This is a genomic window from Bifidobacterium kimbladii, assembly GCF_032193675.1.
Lineage (GTDB): Bacteria > Actinomycetota > Actinomycetes > Actinomycetales > Bifidobacteriaceae > Bombiscardovia > Bombiscardovia kimbladii.
Map to the genome: position 1 here is coordinate 136,888 of NZ_JASTZZ010000004.1, position 17,077 is coordinate 153,964.

Genomic DNA, 17,077 nt, shown 5'->3' on the forward strand with positions numbered 1-17,077 from the left:
ACTGGTGCGGCCGATCCGACTTCGGCTTTACTTGCCGACCTTGACCAGCAGAGCCATCAGCCCGGAGGCGATGGCCGCCGCGCCCATGAAGAGGAAGGCTCCGACGAAGGAACCGCCGGCCGCCTTGACCAGGTAGCCGATGATCATGGGGGCAAGGAATCCGCCCAGGGTGCCGCCGGTGTTGATGATGCCGATGGCGGAGCCGATGATGTGCGGGTCCATGATTTTGTGTGGCCAGGTGAAGATGCCGGTGAAGGCCACCACGGAGACGCAGGATACCAGGATCAGCAGCAGGAGGGAGAGCCAGATGTTGCGCGAGAAGACGAAGCATACGACCAGGACAGCGCTGATCACCCCGGCGCCCAGAATGGCCAGCTTCTCCCTGCCCAGGAAGAGCTTCGAGAGCAACTGACCGGCGTAGATGGTGGCGACGGTCGTGAAGACCGCGTTGACCGCCAGCAGGATGCCGGCCTGGCCAATCGTAAGGCCGAAGGTGTTTTTGATGAAGGTGGGCATCCAGGAGATATTGCCGTACAGGAGGATGTTCAGCAGCAGCATGGCCACGAAGAGGACCAGCACGTTCCTGTTCTTCAGAACCTCGAGGAACCCTGCCCCCTTGGCTCCGGGCTTCTGGTCAGCCTCGGGCTGGCGGGGCTTGGAGGGCACGAAGATCAGGATGCAGACAAAGGCCAGCAGGTAGAGGGTGCCCAGCACAGCGTAGGCCAGATGCCAATTGATGGCGACCAGGTTGGCGCCCAGGACGAAGGCCAGAATGCCGCCTATGCCCGAGGTCGACAGGATCAGCGACTGGACGAAGGTACGCCGTTCCTGGGGGAAGTTCTCCGCGATCGACTTGGAGCAGGAGGGCGGGTAGCCGCCGTGGCCCATGCCAGCGAAGAACCGGACGATGATGAAGAAGGCCAGACCATTGGCCAGGCCGAACAAGTAGCTGAACAGACCGATGATGATCATGGAGGCCATCAGCACACGCTTGGCCCCAAGCCGGTCGGCCAGCCAGCCGCTGGGTATCTGCATGAGCGAGTAGCCCAGGAAGAAGGCCGACATGATGATGCCTGTCTGCCCCGAGTCCAGGTGGAACTGCTCGGAGATGGGGATGATCGCGGTCGAGATCATGTTCTTGTCCATGTACACGATCGAGTAACCGGCCATCAGGGAGAAGATCAGCGTTCCGCTCGCCGTTTTTGAGGATTGCTTGATTGCCATTGGTCTGTCATCCTTCAGTAGAAACCGGCCGCCGCCGGGCAAGGTGATCCCGCAAAGATCACAGGGCCTGGCGGCAGCCGAACAGTGGGTCAGTGGGGCATCACATCGTCAGGGATGACGACCTTGTACTCCTGGCCGGCGAAGGTCTTGCCAAAGTCCTCCTTGGCGGCCTTGACCAGATCCGGGTCGGTAAACGCATCATAGGCGGTCAGAGCCAGGGTCTTGCCCGCAGCCAGCAGGCCCTTGTGGGCCACTGAGGACTTGCCGTTGGCCGCCCACTGCCAAGAGTGAGCAGAGGTGCCCTGGGGCTCGAACCCGCCGCTGAACTGGGCGGTGGGCGTCTGCCAGCTGACATCGCCGACGTCGGTGGATCCCGATGCCGTATCGGTGAAGACCAGTGGATACTTCTTCAGGGCCATGGTCGACTCGGCCATCTTCCTGACTTCCTCATCCGTCAGATCAGGGAAGGCCTCCTTGGTGCGGCTGAGCACCCGCTGCTTGCCCGCCTCGGGGACCGTGTCCGTGTAGCGGCGCTCGTAGTCCAGCTCCTGCTGGTCCAGGGGCAGTGGGCCGACGAGGTCCAGGTTCCTGTCTATGGCCTCGGTCAGCGGATGGTTGGGAATGAAGTTGTAGCAGGCCGCGTCGAACTCCTCCTTGACCTGGGTCTCGGTCATCAGGGCCGCACCCTGGGCGATCTTCTCCACACGCTTGAACAGATCCTGAGCCTGGTCCATCCTGGGGGCGCGCACGAAGTAGTAGAGACGGGCGTGGGACTGCACCACGTTGGCCGACTCGCCGCCTGCGTCGATGAAGGCGTAGTGCACGCGGGCCTGATCGATCATGTGCTCGCGCAGGAACTGCACGCCCACATTCATCAGCTCCGCGGCATCCAGGGCGCTCCGGCCCAGCTCGGGAGCCGCAGCCGCGTGGGCCGGCACGCCGGTGAAGTCGAAGTAGGCCTGCAGGACCGCCAGGCTGGAGGACCCCCAGGCCTGGGTCACATCCGAGGGATGCCAGGACAGGGCCAGATCCAGCCCGTCGAAGACCCCGTCCCTGGCCATGAAGGCCTTGCCGTAACCCGACTCCTCAGCCGGGCAGCCGAAGACCTTGATGGTCCCCTTGAGGCCCTTCTCCTGCATGAAGGTCTTGATGCCCACGCCTGCCGCGACGGCGGCCATGCCCAGGATGTTGTGGCCGCAGCCTTGCCCGTTGCCGCCTTCGACCAAGGGCTTGTGCTCGCCCAGGTCGGCCACCTGGCTGAGCCCTCCCAGGGCATCGTATTCGCCGGTGATGCCGATCACCGGACGGCCCGAACCCCAGGTCGCCACGTAGGCGTAGTCCATATGGCCCACGCCCTTCTCGATCTCGAAGCCCTCCTGCTCCAGCACCTTATAATGCTGCTGGACCGACTCCTTGACGGCAAACCTGGTCTCGGGGGTGCCCCAAATATGATCGGCTGCCTCGATGAACTCCTGTGACTTGTCCTCGATGATCTGCATGATGCGTTGCTTGTCGTCCACGCCTGTCGACTCCTTCGTTTCGTTTGCTGCGCTGATTTCCACGGCGGACACATGGCCTGCTCCGCTGTGATAAGTCACAGACTACCTTTCATGGGCGTTACGAGGGTGTTCAGACGTGTAAATTTGGACGACTATGGGTAACCTCACAAAATTGGAGGTTCTGTCTTCTCAGGCATTCTCCACGCCGCCAAAGCGCCTGTCCCGGTGGATGTAATCGTCGATGGCCCGCCAGAGCACCTCACGCCCGCAGTCCGGGAAGAGCTCAGGGACGAAATCCAGCTCCGCATAGGCTGCCTGCCAGGGCAGAAAGTTAGAGGTGCGCTGCTCCCCAGAGGTGCGCATGACCAGGTCGCAATCCGGAATGTCGGGGTTGTAGAGGTGCTGGGCGATCATCTTTTCAGTCACCTTGGAGCCCTTGATTCGCCCAGCCGCGACTTCTCGGGCGATGTCTGTGGCTGCATCGGCCAGCTCAGCCCTGCCCCCGTAGTTGATGCAGAAGATCACATCGATCCTGGTGTTGTGGCGGGTGCGCTCCATGGCCGCCTCCAGCTCGTCGATGACCGACTTCCAGAGCCGGGGCCGACGACCCGCCCAGCGCACGCGCACTCCCCAGTCGTCCATCTGGGCCACCCGGCGGTGGATGATGTCCCGGGAGAAGCCCATCAGAAAGCGGACCTCAGCCGGCGAGCGTTTCCAGTTCTCCGTGGAAAAGGTGTACAGGCTCAGGTAGCGGACCCCGGCCTCAATGGCCCCGGCTATGGTGTCGAAGACCACCGGCTCGGCAGCCCGGTGACCCTGGGTGCGCTCCATGCCCCTCTGCTTGGCCCAGCGGCCATTCCCATCCATGATCACACCCAGGTGCCGCGGGACTGAGCCCTTGGGGAACTGCGGGATACGCGCGGGGTCGGAGAAGGGGGCTGCAGGCACATCCAGAGAAGTGTAGTCGACGGGGTCAAAGCTCATGCTTCAAGAATCTAATAGCCGCAGAGACCTGATGGGCCGCTCCAGGTAATATTCGCCCCATTTCTCAACAAGACCGTCGCAGAGGGGGGTGGAGTCCTTGCCGTCCAGCTTGGACCAGTCCCCGCTGCTCAGCGCCCGGAAGCGGGCCAGGGTGGCGGAATCCACTGCCACGGCGTCGGTAGGCCTGTCCCGGCTGCAGACCACCCCGCCGCCAGGCACCGAAAAGTGGGTCAGCTGGTCGGTCCGGCCGCAGACGATGCAGGAATCCAGCCGGGGCCTCCAGCCAGCCAGCGCCAGGGACCGCAGCAGGTAGGAGGCGCCGATGTCACGGGGTCCATGCCGGTGACCAGCCAGACTGGCCAGGGCGGAGGCCAGCAGACGGTATTGCTCAGGGGCCGGCTCGTGCTCGCCCACCACCAGCTTGTCGGCGGTCTCAAGCATGACGCCCCCGTTGGCATAGAGGTCATAGTCGGCGCATATGGCATCCGCATAGGCGGCTATGCAGACGGCCTGGGAGACGATGTCCAGGTTGCGGCCACGGGAGATGAGCAGGTCGTCACGCATGAATGGCTCCAGACGCGCGCCGAAGCGGGACTTGGTCCGTCGCACCCCCTTGGCCACGGCCCTGACCTTGCCGTGTCCCCTGGTCAGCATGGTGACGATCCGGTCTGCCTCGCCCAGTTTGACCGTTCTGAGGACCAGGCCCTCGTCACGATAGATAGCCACGACGGCCCCGTCCTTTCATTGGTAGATGAACAGGCCCCAGAAAGCGAAGATCAGCAGGACTCCGAACATGGCCAGGGTGGTGACGGTGAAGAGCGCGACGCCAAAGCGGGTGGAGGCCAGCACAGGCCTGGGATCCATGCTCCGCATCTGCTGGCGCAGACTGGGGCCGCCGGCCTTGCTTGTGCGCACCTGGTCGGGCAGCCGGTCCAATCCCCTGAGTGAGGCTACCTCGACCATACGGGCGAAGGTGCGCGACCAGGCCCAGATGACCAGGGCACAGACCACCTGGATGACCGGCCAGCTCCAGTAGCTGACCCCAGCCTGGTCAGGCACGCCGCCCCAGCCCAGGCGTACCACGGCCATGATGACCTGGCCCAGACCAGCTCCGAAAAGGACCAGGGTGGCCAGGGTGGTGCCGGTGATGGTGACCAAGGTGCCGCCGAAGCCATGGCTGAAGCCCAGGACCGGGTCCTTGCGCCGGCGCAGGCGGAATAATTTCATCAGACCGGCCGCCAAAGCCATAATCAAGGCCGCCAGCAAAAGCACCAGGGTCAGCAGGTGCAGGACCAGCATATAGATGGTCAGCGAGCGTCGCCCCCGCAGGTCAGTAGGCACGGCGATGGACTGATGGATGGTGGCCCCACCCACGCTGGGGCTGGTCTGATGCAGGCCATGGACCTGACCCACCGCCCAGTCGACCATGTCCTGCTGGTAGTGGTCGGCCAGGGGCGTGCCGGTCCGGGCCTCATCTCCCAAACGCAGCACATGGTTGGAGACCGGGTAGGAACGCACAGTGACGTTCTCGTTGCCCGAGGCGTGGGCCTGGGCGAGCACGCGTTGCACCCCCTCCACCTGGGCGGTCATGACATCCTTGGCCCCGTAGGCCAGCAGGGTGGGAATGGCATAGGTGCTGCGGTCGGTGGGGTCGATGTCCAGATTATTCAGGCCCAAGAGGGAGGCATCGGTGCTGAAGAGCCGACGGACCACCGACTGGTAGCCCTGGTTGGCTCCGGCAATGGCGAAATCCTGGGCTACGAAGAAGCCCATCGCGTGCCGCGGCGAATAGACCATGGGGCTCAACAGGATCTGGAAGGCGATCCGGTGGTCCATGGTCAGCAGCATGGCGGCGATCCAAGTGCTCTCGCTGGTGGCATAGATGCCTACCTTGGATGCATCCACATCTGCGCGGTCGCGCAGCAGATTGGCAACCCGCTCGTAGGCCTTGGCCGAGGCGGGATAGTCCCGGTCGGCATCATTGGTGGACCAGACCGGCTTGTCCAGCACGGCGGTGACGAAACCGGCAGAGGCCAGGGTTCGGGCCACATCCCCGAAGGAGTTGTCGCAGGTGCCGTAACCGGCGCCGTGCATGAAGACTACGGCTGGCCGATGCCCTGAGGCCTCCTTGGGGGCGCGGATCAGTATTCGGATGCGTTGGTGCTCGCCAGTGGCTGGCCGTTCCACGCTCAGTTCCTGGTGACGGGATTCGACCTGGTACTGCCCCACGGCATCCCTGTCAACCCCGGCAGGCCAGTCGAAGGTGACCGCGGTGTCCGGAGTCAGCGTGGGAAAATTCTGATCCACTGGTTCGTATTTCCAGGGGACGGCGGTCAAGTGGGAGACCGAGGCCAGCAGACCCATGAGAATGATGAAGACGGGCAGGCTGGTCATGAGCCGCCTGACCCTGCTCCACCCGCTTGCAGGGAGGGAACGCTCAACCTCTTGGGACACGTCGGCCATTGTAGCCGGTGGCGGGGATGGCGCTTACGCCCTCAGCTGGCGCGGCCGGTGACCGGGACCACCATGGGCCCTGCCTCCGGCAGGGTTTCACCCTGGGCCGCCGCCTTGGCATCCATCTGGGCGGCGATTTCCTTGGCCCGTTCCAGCAGCGTGGGGACAATCTGATCCTCGGGCACGGTCTGCACCACCTTGCCCTTGATGATGATCTGGCCCTTGCCGTTGCCTGAAGCCACCCCCAGATCGGCCTCCCTGGCCTCGCCAGGTCCGTTGACGATGCAGCCCATGACGGCCACCCGGATGGGGGCGGTGATGTCCTTGAGCCCCTCGGTGACCTCCTTGGCCAGCTCGATCACGTCCACCTGGGCCCTGCCGCAGGAGGGGCAGGAGATGATGTCGAAGTGGCGCTGGCGCAGCCCCAGGTACTCCAGGATCTTGCAGCCCACCTTGACCTCTTCCACAGGCGGTGCGGACAGGGAAACACGAATGGTGTCGCCGATGCCCTCGGCCAGAAGCGCGCCGAAGGCCAGACAGGACTTGATGGTCCCCTGCCAGGAGGGCCCGGCCTCGGTCACGCCCAGGTGCAGGGGCCAGTCGCCCTTGGAGGCCAGAAGCCTGTAGGTCTGGACCGTGGTAACGGGATCGTGGTGCTTGACGGAGATCTTGAAGTCATGGAAGCCCACGTCCTCGAACATGTGGGCCTCTTTCAAAGCCGAGGCGACCAGGGCCTCAGGGGTGGGTCCGCCGTAGCGGGCGTAGATGTCCTTGTCAAGGCTGCCGGCATTGACCCCGATGCGCAGGGAGATGCCTGCATCGGTGGCGGCCTTGCAGATCTCGGGGCCGACCTGGTCAAACTTGCGGATGTTGCCCGGGTTGACCCTGACGGCTGCGCAGCCCGCATCGATGGCCTGGAAGACGTACTTGCTCTGGAAGTGAATGTCGGCGATGACCGGGATGGGCGACTTCTTGGCAATGATGGGAAGCGCGTCGGCATCGTCCTGGCTGGGCACAGCTACCCGTACGATGTCGCAGCCGGCGGCGGCCAGCTCGGCGATCTGCTGCAGGGTGGCATTGATGTCAGCAGTGACCGTGTTGGTCATGGACTGCACCGATATGGGGGCTCCCCCGCCGACCGGCACAGGCCCCACCATGATCCGACGGGAGCGGCGACGAGGATGCAGCGGAGTCTGGCTGATGGCCTGCTCGCCTGTCTTGCGGAACCCCTGAGAGGATGTTGACTGTTCGGTCTTGGGAATGCTACTCACGCTGTCATGTCTATCAAAGCATCAGCCCTTTGGCGTGCCTCATGCTCGACTTGCTCCATTACCTCCACGGATGTGAATGTTCCCGGAAGATGCGTTTCCATGGCATCCATGACCGAACGGATGGTTTCGACGATGCCCAGGTAGGGCAGCCGGTGATCCAGGAAGGCCCTGACCGCCTGCTCGTTGGCGGCATTGAAGACCGCGGTCATGGGCTCGCAGCTGCCCAGGGCCCGCCTGGCCAGATTGACCGCCGGAAAGGCCTCATCATCCAGGGGCTCGAAAGTCCAGGTATTGGGCTTGGACCAGTCGCAGGCCGCAGCCACATGGTCGAGACGGACGGGCGCCGACAGGCCCAGGGCGATGGGCAGACGCATATCCGGAGGGGATGCCTGGCTTATGGTGGCCCCGTCCTGGAACTGGACCATGGAGTGGACCACGGACTGGGGGTGAACCACCACGGTGATCCGCTCGGGCTCGATCCGGAAGAGCCGGCTGGCCTCGATGACCTCCAGCCCCTTGTTGACCATAGTGGATGAGTTGATGGTGACCACCGGACCCATGGACCAGGTCGGATGATTCAGGGCCTGCTCAGGGGTGACCTCGCGCATGGCTTGGCGGCTCCAGCCCCGGAAAGGACCTCCCGATGCGGTGACCACCAGACGGGCCACCTCTCCATGCTGCCCCGAACGCAGAGACTGCCAGATGGCTGAATGCTCGGAGTCGACCGGGTTGATCTGACCCGGCCGTATCTCGGCATCAAAGAGCAGATGGCCGCCGGCCACCACGGACTCCTTGTTGGCCAGAGCCAGCTGGGATCCGGCCTGCAGGGCCGCAATGGACGGGCGCAGACCGACTGATCCGGTGATGCCGTTGAGGACCAGATCACTGCCGGAGCCGGCCAGAGCCTGGACCGCCTCCATGCCTGCTTCTACTTGGATACCAGTCAGCCCCAGGGCCTTGAGCGCCTGCTGCAGGGCCGGAACCTGGGCCCTGTCGGCCAGAGCCAGACGGGTCACGCCAAAATCACGGGCTTGACGGGCCAGGAGCTCAACATGCGCACCACCAGCGGCCAATCCAGTCACCTGGAACCGATCCCTATGACGACTGATCAGATCCAAGGCCTGGGTACCGATGGATCCTGTGGATCCCAGGATAACCAGACTGCGAGATTGGTCGGCATCGTCCCTAGGCGACCAATCCGCCAGGGTACGTTCACGCTCGACCGGCAAACCGGCCTGCACGCCTTCGCTCATCACTGCCAACCGACTCATCGACCGCCTTTATCCTGCTCCCCCTCGTCGCCGAAGGCCGGGAATGAAATATCAGGGATGTCCAGATCCATCTTGGGCAGATCCTGGTTGAGCAGGGAGTTCAGGTAGGAATCCGGATCCTGGTCCTGCTTGTTCCCCTGCGTGTTTTGTGAGTACCGAGGCTTGGCCCAGTCGGGCGTATCCGTGCTGCTTTCGGCTGTTTCGACCCAAGGACGCTCCTGGGTCTCAGATGCTGCAGGTGCCGGCTCCTCGTAGCTGCCCAAGGGCCCGCCTGCGCCCAGAGGGCCGTCGACGAAAGGCGAAGAGATAACTGAGGTGGATCCTGGCACAGACGAGTTGTGAGCGTCAGCATCGGTTGAGGGAGGCACCGGCGATGCCGGACCTGTGGAAGGAACGAACGTAGCCCCTGTCGATGTGGACGGGGCGGATGCGGCAAGTGTCGAAGGGGTCGGCTGGAATACCGTCGGCTCAGGAGTCTGCGGTGCTGGGGAAGGCGAAGAAGAGGCCGTCGAGTTGACAGGCATGGATTGCGCAGCCGACGCAGGTGCAGCTGATCCTGCAGCGGGGACTGCAGGTGTATAGCTGGCTGGCGCAGAGGTGGGCATGACTGATTCAGGCCGACCGGAGACAGCCGGATTTGCAGGAGCAGCGGCTGCTCCGCCGCCGACATCGACCGAGGATGCAGACCGGGCTGAAGCTGTTGAAGGTGTATCAACACCGGTATCCACAGCCGCTCCAGCGCCGTCCTGAGCCAGTCGCTGGTTGACCGCTGAAGCCAGGGCACTCAGGGAGCTGTTGGGCTGGGCCGTCGGCACCGTCTGCGTGCTGGCAGTGGGAGCATCGAAGATGGCCCGTTCCGCCTGATGCAGTTGAGCGAAATCGTCCTGACTGCTTTGGTCCTCCGCAACAGGGGAAGCATTGGGGATGCTCCAAGCGGGTTCCTGGCTCTGTCCGATCAGCGGCTGAACGCCCGAGGCTGAAGAGTCCTGCACAGGAAGCTGCGATTGCGCAGGAACAGCGGCAGGCGCCGTTGAACTCGCGCTTGCTCTCTTGGCCCTCTCGCTGACCCTGGCGAAGGACTCCAGCTGCTCCAGAAGCTCGACGGCCTTGGCCAGGAAGAAGTCCACCTGGCGCTCGTCATAACCCTTGGGCCCCCGCCGCTGGGTGAAGATGACGTTGGAGACGCGGTCAGCCGTGATGTCGGTGTTCTTCGACTTGCCCGAGTCCGTCTTCCGCCCCTCCTGCAGGTTGAGCTGGTCAGAAGTCTTGTTGAGGACCTGCTCGATCAGCCGCTCCACCTGCTTGCAGTCGTATGAGGGCATGCCGGGATCCCCGCGCTTGAAGACGCTGCCTGAGGGCCTGCCGGCATGAGTGGTCAGCTCCGATTGCAGACTGACCATTCTGGTCGTCCAACCATCCACGCCCACCCGGGCTATCTCCAAGCTGGTCTGCCTGTCGGAAATCACCCTCTCCAGTCGGGAGAGGGCTGCATCCACCTGGGTGATGATGTAGCCGTTCTTGCACAGGTCAAAGGAGGCGTTGGCTATCTCCTCCTGGGTCAGATCAGGATCCTGGCTCTCATAGAGCGAGTGTGCCCGCTCCAGGAAGGCGTCCACCTGCTTGGTGTCATACCCCCACTTGCGCTTGCCCGAGCGCGCGATGGTCGCCTCGGTTCCACGGGCATCAGGCTTAGCTGACATCAGGCATCGACCTCCTGACCTTTCTTGCCAACGATCGTCGTGCATCGATTCTACGTGAGCGCTAAGACGCGACTTCGGGCACGCCCCCCAAAAACCCCTGTGGTCCCGCCCGGACTCGAACCGGGGACATCCACCGTGTAAAGGTGGCGCTCTAACCAACTGAGCCACGGGACCAGCACACTACCTTAGCAGAATACACGGTGACAAGGCCGCACGGTGCGGCTATAATCCACTAGGAATTCGCGGGCCTTGTCCGCAAAAAGAAGAGAAACACACCATATACACCGTATAAAGGGGGGTTCGGATTGTCACAGACAGTCGATACAGGCAGCGGCAGGAAGACCAACCGCACCCTGGTGACGGTGGCGGTCTTCATCGCCACCTTCATGACGGCCATCGAGGGGACCATCGTCTCCACCGCCATGCCCACCATCATCGGGGACCTGCATGGGCTGTCCATCATGAACTGGGTCTACTCCATCTATCTGCTCATGACAGCGGTCACCACGCCCATCTACGGCAAGCTTTCGGACCGCTTTGGCCGCAAGCCGCTGCTGACCATCGGACTGCTGGTCTTCGTGATCGGATCCACCCTGTGCGCCCTCTCCCAGTCCATGCCCCAGCTGATCGGCGCCCGTTTTCTGCAGGGCCTGGGGGCCGGCGCCATCCAGCCGCTGACCTACACGGTCCTGGCCGACATCTATCCCCTGGACAAGCGGGCGGGCATGATCGGCCTGAACGGCTCGGCCTGGGGCATCGCCTCCATCATCGCCCCCCTGCTGGGAGGCTTCATCGTCCAGCAGATAAGCTGGCACTGGGTCTTCGCCATCAACGTGCCCATCGGCCTGCTGGTCATCATCATGATCCAGATTTTCCTGAGCGAGCATATCAAGGCGCGTGAAACCCGCGTCGACTACATCGGCATCGGGCTGCTCAGCGTCTGCCTGATCTGCCTGATGCTCTGCCTGCAGAGCCTGGGATCGGCGGGCGATACGCGAATTACCCTGATCCTGGCTGCAGCCACCGTGGTCACCTTTGCCCTGCTGCTTCATGTGGAGGGCCGCCAGGAGGACCCCATCCTGCCTCTGCGGCTCTTCCGCATCAGAACCTTTGTCATCCAAAACATCTGCATGCTCCTGGTGGCCGGATTCCTGATGGGCTTCGACACCTACATGCCCATCTGGATGCAGTCTGTTTTGGGAATGAACCCCTCCCTGGGCGGCTTTGTGGTCACCCCCTCCTCCATTCTTTGGCTCCTGGGCGCCTACGTGGCCGGACCGCTGACCATGCACCACCCGCCGCACCGGGCCACCAACATCGGCCTGGCCTTCATCCTGACGGCCTGCATCTGCTACATAGCCGTCCCCCAAGCCACCGCCTACTGGGTCTTCCTGGTCATCTCCGCCGTGGTCGGCTTCGGCTTCGGCCTGACCATCACCACCTCGACCATCACCGCCCAGAGCGTGGTGCCAGCAGGCGATGTGGGCGCCTCGACCAGCTTCAACACCCTGGCTCGCTCCCTGGGGCAAACCCTGATGGTCTCCATCTTCGGCATCGTCATGAACACGGTCATCGCCCGCGAGGTGCCTCAGCATAAGGGACTGACCGAGGACATGATGAACAGCATGATCAACCCGGCCACGGCAGGGAGCATTCCATCGCGTCTGCTGGGCCCGGCCCGCACCATCGTCTTCGACGGCCTGCATTGGATCTTCCTGGTGGGCCTGGTCATTCTGATCATGGCCCTGGTGGCCAACCTCTGCGACATCCGCTCGCGCACCCTGCTGGCCGAATATCAGAACAAGGCCACGACGACGGATCCCTCCATTGCTGAGAAGAGCGTGCAGTAAAGGCCGCTGGGCAGACGGATTCCTCCGGGGAATCCCTTATGAAAGACAGCGAGGTGGTGGGCATCGGTTGATCCTGATGCCCACCACCTCGTTCATTGGCGCTTCTGCAGCCAGAAAACTTACTTGCCCTTGCCGAAAGCCCGCAGCTGGGTGGCGTTCCAATCCTTGCTGGCGGTAGTGGGCATCAGGGCGTTCATGCCCGCGGTCTTGGCCGCATTGGAGACGACCCCTGGAGCCGATGCCCCCGGTCTGCCGGGTTTGGGAGTCAGCACCCAGAACGGCGCACCCTTGTTGACCATGGCCGAGGCATCCATGATGGTATCTGCCAAATCGTCCTCGGCATCGCCGTCCCGCCACCAGATGATGACCCCATCCACGGCTGCGTCATAGTCCTCGTCCACCAGCTCTTCGCCGGTCAGATCCTCGATCCTGGTCCGGATCCCGTCGTCGACATCGTCGTCCCACATCCATTCCTGAACGATATCGCCGGGATGGAAACCGAACTCTTCCGCTGTATAGGTTGTAGTCTCAGCCACGGCTTCAGCATAACAAGACTGCCGGAATTCACCAATTGGACCGGCCTTGTCTTATCTGCCCTTGGCGGTTGTGCAGCGGGGCAGCCCCTCCCCCTGGCCATGGCCGATGGCCACCAGGGCCTTGTAGGCCTCGTCCAAGGTGGATACCCGCACGTCGCGCAGTCCCTCTGGCACATGGCCCGCCACCTGTGGGCAATTAGCCGCCGGGGCCAGGAACCAGGTGGCGCCGTCCCGCCTGGCGCCCAGCATCTTCAGCTGGATGCCGCCGATGGCACCGACCCGTCCCTTCTGGTCCATAGTGCCGGTACCTGCGATGGTCAGACCGCCTGTCTCCTGCTCCGGAGTGATCTTGTCGATGGCCCCCAGGGTGTACATGAGCCCGGCCGAGGGACCGCCGATGTCGGCCACCCTCATGCTGAACTGCAGGCCTGAGACGTCATATCTCCGGGCCTTGAGGAAGGCCAGAGCCTGGGCCGAGGCAGCCTTCTGGGAGCCGTGCATATCACCCTGCTCCTGGCGCCTGTACTCCTCCACACTCTGCCCGGGAGGCACCACGGCCTCCTGGGGAAGCACCGTGGCGTGGGGGTCGGCCCAGCCCACCAGGGCATCCAGATTGGAGGCCGGATAACCGGGGATTCCGCGGGCATTGACCGTGGTCATCAGCAGACGGCCCTTGTCATGGTGGACCTGGCCGCCCTTGACCTTGATGACCGGTGAGCCTTTTGAACTTCCCAGCACATCCTGGGTGGGTCCGGGCGTCTCGATGGTATAGGGCGAGGGGAGGAAAAGCACCAGGAGGGCCAGAATGATCAGAAGACCGCCGACCAGCATTTTGCGGGTGGGCCCGCCAAGCGTCCCGATTTGCCTTTCGGGTGCGCCTGTGGCGCAGTGATCCGATTTCCCGTGCGGAAGTGTCATAGCTCCAATATTATGGTTGATGAAGACGATAATCCCGGCAGACGTCGACCTCGATGGCGGACGGCCTGCCTTGGCGAGGACTGGAATCAAAGCAATGGACGAGAATGCAATCCACCAATGGCTCATCGAGTGCTTCGGCCCGGTGCAGGGCGAGCTGGCCTGGAGTCAGTTCTCACAGCTGCCTGAGTCCATCCGCTCGCAGATGGCGGCCCAGGGAGCCGATCAGTTGCCCAAACCCGCCGAGGTTCAGGCCCTGATTCAGGCTTTCACGGCCGGAGGGCTGAACACGCCGGCTGACATGCAGGCCCAGGCCGACCGGGGGCCCATCAACCTTGTGCTGGCCAAGAACATCGCCCTGGGACGCACCAGGGCCGACCAGTCCGATACCACCGTCACAGCCGAGGACAGCGACCGCGTGGCCCGGGTCATGAGCGAGGCCAACCTCTGGCTGGACACCGTCTGCTCCTTCGACCCCGCCCCAGGCCAGACCGAAGCCTTGACCCGTGCCGGATGGATCGAGGGCAGCATAGACGCCTGGGTCCAGTTCGCCTCGCCGGTGGCCCAGGCGGTCAGCGAGGCCCTGACCTCCGTCATCAACCAGCGCTTCCAAGGTTTCGACCAGGGCGAGATTTCGGGGATGTTCGCCGGACCTGTGCCCATCCCCCTGCCCGACAATCTCAAGGATCCGACCACGCTGATGAGACTGCTGGGGAACACCTCATTCGCCATGCAGCTGGGGCAGGCCGCCGGCGAGCTGGCCAAGGAGGTCCGCGGAGGATTCGACCAGGGCATCCCGTTGCTGAAGAACCCCGCCGGAGCCCTCATACCTCAGAACATCAAGGCCTACGCCAAATCATTGGAACTGGATCTGGACGAGGTCGCCCGTTACATGGCCCTCAAGGAAGCCGCCCACGCCCGGCTCTACGCCGCCGTCCCCTGGCTGATGCCGCGCTTCGAGGCCCTGATCGGCAAGTACGCCCGGGGGGTCTCCATCGACCTGGACGCGGTGGAGGATCAGCTGCGCGACGCCGACCAGATCAATCCCGAATCCATCGCCGGCGCCATCAACCTCAGCAATGTCGGCATCGAGGACACCCCTGAGCAGAAGGAGGCCCTGCACAGCCTGGGCGACCTGCTGGCCCTGGTGGACGGCTGGGTGGATTGCGTGGTCTGGAATGCCGGCATGGCCCACCTGCCCCACCTGGAGCAGCTGCGGGAGATGACCCGACGCGAGCGCGCCGTGGGGGGGCCGGCCGAGCAGACCTTCGAGTCCCTGCTGGGCCTGCATCTTCACCCCAAGCGGCTGCGCGAGGCCGCCGACCTCTGGGAGCGCATCACCGCCGAGGAGGGAGTCCAGGGCCGTGACGGCCACTGGTCCCATCCTGACCTGCTGCCTTCCCTGCCTGTCAAGGACGAAGGCGGCCAGGGCGGAGCATCTACCTCTGCAGATGGGCAATCCGAGCAGAAGGCCTCCACTTCCGCCACCTCGGTGGACTGGGATGCCGAGCTGGACAAACTGCTGAATGCCGAAGACAAGGATTCCTCTGCCGATCTGGCCACCCCTGCAGACTCCGACGCTCCCGATTCCGACGCTTCAAATGACCAGGAGCATTCAGAACACGAAGCTCCCGGCAATCAAAAAAGCGCCGGCACCGATCCCAAGGACCCCGACAGCGGTCACCCGGACCAGAACAACTCAGACAAGGGCGATTCGGACGGCAACCAAGCTTGAATCGCACTCCCTCTCCCCGCGTGCCGAGGGGCCGAATCGATAGCGCTCAGCGGTGAATGAACCGGCTGGGAGCGCGCCGGGCAAAGGCGCTGCCGTCCTTGTGCTCCGCATAGGAAAGATGCAGGGTGTCCTCTGCTCGGGTCACCCCTACATACATAAGGCGGCGTTCCTCCTCCAGAGCATCCCCCTCGGGCGGTGAGCCAAAGGGAATCAGCCCCTCGGCACAGCCCACGATGAAGACATGGGCGAACTCCAACCCCTTGGCAGCATGAATGGTGGAGACCGTGACCCTCCCCTGGCCCATGCCGCTCTCCAGCTGCTCCAGCACCTCATGTTTGCTCAGATCGACCGACTGGTTCTGCCAGCCCGACTCCGTGCGCACCCGGTAGCCGATCCCGCATTCGTGCAGGGCACGGCAGATCAGGGTCTGCTGGGCGTTGATCCGGGTCAGGATTGCAAACTGGCCGGGACGGGCCCCCTTCCGGATCATGGAGGATATACGGGAGGCCACTGCCCCAGCCTCTTCACCATCGTCCTCGTAACGGGTCATCGCGACCCTGCTGCCCTCCTGGCGGGCTGATGCCAGCTTCAGGTAGTCGTCACGCACCGGCGAGCGAGCCAGAATGCCATTAGCGTAGTGAACCACTCTTCCCGTGGACCGGTAGTCGGTGGTCAGGTCCAGATCGGCCTTGATTCCCGGGAATTCCTGGGGAAAGTTCAGCAGATAGTAGGAGGTGGCCCCCGCAAAGGAGTAAATGGTCTGGGCCGGGTCCCCCACCACGCACAGGTTCTGTCTGCCGTTGAGCCAGAGCTTGAGCAACCGATGCTGCAGGGGCGAGACATCCTGGTACTCGTCCACGGTCAGCCAGCCGATGCGGTCTCGAATGTCAGCAGCAGCCTGGCCGCCCTCTTCCAAAATGTGGCAAACCAGCAGAAGGATATCGTTAAAGTCCATCTGATTATGGGCGGCCTTGGAGCTCTCGAAGACCGTGTACAGGTCGGCCATCCGATCAGCCTCCAGACCAGCCGGCGGCAGACGGTGACTGGCCGCGCAGACCCGAACGTAGTCCTGAGGGGCGATCAGCCCCACCTTGGCCCAGTTGATCTCCGCAGTCAGGTCCCTGACCTGGCCCGGGTCGGCCTCCTCACCGCAGACCCGCTGGCAGGCGGAGGACACCAGGGGGGCCACATCCTCGATCAGATCCGGAAGATAGGTCTCGCTGACCTGGGGCCAGACCCGCCTGAGCTGGCGCAGGGCCGCCGAGTGAAAGGTCGCCGCCTGCAGGGAGGCCGACACGCCAAGCTTGGTCAGACGATCACGCATCTCGGCTGCGGCACGGACCGAAAAAGTCACTGCCAAGGTTCTGGAGGGCTCCCAGCTGCCACTGGCGCAGGCATAGGCCATACGCCGGGTGATGGTCCTGGTCTTGCCAGCCCCGGCCCCTGCTACGATCCGCACAGGCCCGTCAAGCACAGTGGCCGCCTGCCGCTGGGCAGGATCCAGACCCTGCAGCAATCGTTCCTCATCCTCATGCACACCCCCATTGTGTCAAAGGCCGGTACCGGAACCCGCTGCGGCGTGCCCATGTGGTCAAGTGGACAACCGTATTCACAACAGTCCTTGTATTATCCTTGAGA

13 protein-coding genes and 1 tRNA gene are annotated in these 17,077 nt (G+C 63.6%); 2 read left to right on the top strand and 12 right to left on the bottom strand.

The annotated features are described in order from the left end of the window. Window positions 1-27: 27 nt before the first annotated feature. From QRX41_RS06540 to QRX41_RS06580, 9 genes are all read right to left on the bottom strand, one after another. Window positions 28-1,224, bottom strand: coding sequence for an MFS transporter (locus QRX41_RS06540; protein ID WP_229133121.1), 1,197 nt, complete (start codon window positions 1,222-1,224; stop codon window positions 28-30). A gap of 89 nt (window positions 1,225-1,313) precedes the next feature. Further along, the gene (locus QRX41_RS06545; protein WP_313839462.1) at window positions 1,314-2,744 is read right to left on the bottom strand and encodes an amidohydrolase; all 1,431 of its coding nucleotides are present in this window, start codon (window positions 2,742-2,744) and stop codon (window positions 1,314-1,316) included. A 168-nt stretch (window positions 2,745-2,912) separates the two neighbouring features. Beyond that, window positions 2,913-3,707, bottom strand: a complete 795-nt coding sequence (locus QRX41_RS06550; protein ID WP_313836876.1) for an isoprenyl transferase — start codon at window positions 3,705-3,707, stop codon at window positions 2,913-2,915. A 3-nt stretch (window positions 3,708-3,710) separates the two neighbouring features. Then, on the bottom strand, window positions 3,711-4,433 hold the full coding sequence (gene recO, locus QRX41_RS06555) for a DNA repair protein RecO (protein WP_313839464.1): 723 nt from the start codon (window positions 4,431-4,433) through the stop codon (window positions 3,711-3,713). Window positions 4,434-4,448: 15 nt separating this feature from the next. Further along, the gene (locus QRX41_RS06560; RefSeq protein WP_313839466.1) at window positions 4,449-6,101 is read right to left on the bottom strand and encodes an alpha/beta hydrolase family protein; all 1,653 of its coding nucleotides are present in this window, start codon (window positions 6,099-6,101) and stop codon (window positions 4,449-4,451) included. Window positions 6,102-6,202: 101 nt separating this feature from the next. Further along, complete coding sequence (ispG, locus tag QRX41_RS06565) at window positions 6,203-7,432, bottom strand: flavodoxin-dependent (E)-4-hydroxy-3-methylbut-2-enyl-diphosphate synthase (protein ID WP_180335377.1); 1,230 nt, start codon at window positions 7,430-7,432, stop codon at window positions 6,203-6,205. Then, window positions 7,429-8,703: a 1-deoxy-D-xylulose-5-phosphate reductoisomerase gene (gene dxr, locus QRX41_RS06570; RefSeq protein ID WP_313839467.1), complete on the bottom strand. Its 1,275-nt coding sequence runs from the start codon at window positions 8,701-8,703 to the stop codon at window positions 7,429-7,431. Before dxr ends, ispG begins: the two co-directional genes overlap by 4 nt. Continuing rightward, window positions 8,700-10,403: a DivIVA domain-containing protein gene (locus QRX41_RS06575; RefSeq protein WP_313839468.1), complete on the bottom strand. Its 1,704-nt coding sequence runs from the start codon at window positions 10,401-10,403 to the stop codon at window positions 8,700-8,702. Before QRX41_RS06575 ends, dxr begins: the two co-directional genes overlap by 4 nt. Before the next feature lie 100 nt (window positions 10,404-10,503). Next, window positions 10,504-10,577, bottom strand: a tRNA-Val gene (locus QRX41_RS06580). 131 nt (window positions 10,578-10,708) lie between these two features. On the opposite strand from QRX41_RS06580, the gene QRX41_RS06585 reads away from it, so the two are divergent. Continuing rightward, complete coding sequence (locus tag QRX41_RS06585) at window positions 10,709-12,253, top strand: MDR family MFS transporter (RefSeq protein ID WP_313839469.1); 1,545 nt, start codon at window positions 10,709-10,711, stop codon at window positions 12,251-12,253. 119 nt (window positions 12,254-12,372) lie between these two features. Here QRX41_RS06585 and QRX41_RS06590 read toward each other — a convergent pair whose 3' ends face one another. Then, window positions 12,373-12,789: a DUF3052 domain-containing protein gene (locus tag QRX41_RS06590; protein WP_045924062.1), complete on the bottom strand. Its 417-nt coding sequence runs from the start codon at window positions 12,787-12,789 to the stop codon at window positions 12,373-12,375. Window positions 12,790-12,840: 51 nt separating this feature from the next. Next, window positions 12,841-13,707 (bottom strand): S16 family serine protease, encoded by an 867-nt coding sequence (locus QRX41_RS06595; protein ID WP_313839470.1) that lies wholly within the window; start codon window positions 13,705-13,707, stop codon window positions 12,841-12,843. 94 nt (window positions 13,708-13,801) lie between these two features. Here QRX41_RS06595 and QRX41_RS06600 point away from each other — a divergent pair, with 94 nt between their 5' ends. Continuing rightward, window positions 13,802-15,439, top strand: a complete 1,638-nt coding sequence (locus QRX41_RS06600; RefSeq protein WP_313839472.1) for a zinc-dependent metalloprotease — start codon at window positions 13,802-13,804, stop codon at window positions 15,437-15,439. Between the two features lie 46 nt (window positions 15,440-15,485). Here QRX41_RS06600 and QRX41_RS06605 read toward each other — a convergent pair whose 3' ends face one another. Then, the gene (locus tag QRX41_RS06605) at window positions 15,486-16,976 is read right to left on the bottom strand and encodes an ATP-dependent helicase (protein WP_045924060.1); all 1,491 of its coding nucleotides are present in this window, start codon (window positions 16,974-16,976) and stop codon (window positions 15,486-15,488) included. Window positions 16,977-17,077 lie beyond the last annotated feature (101 nt).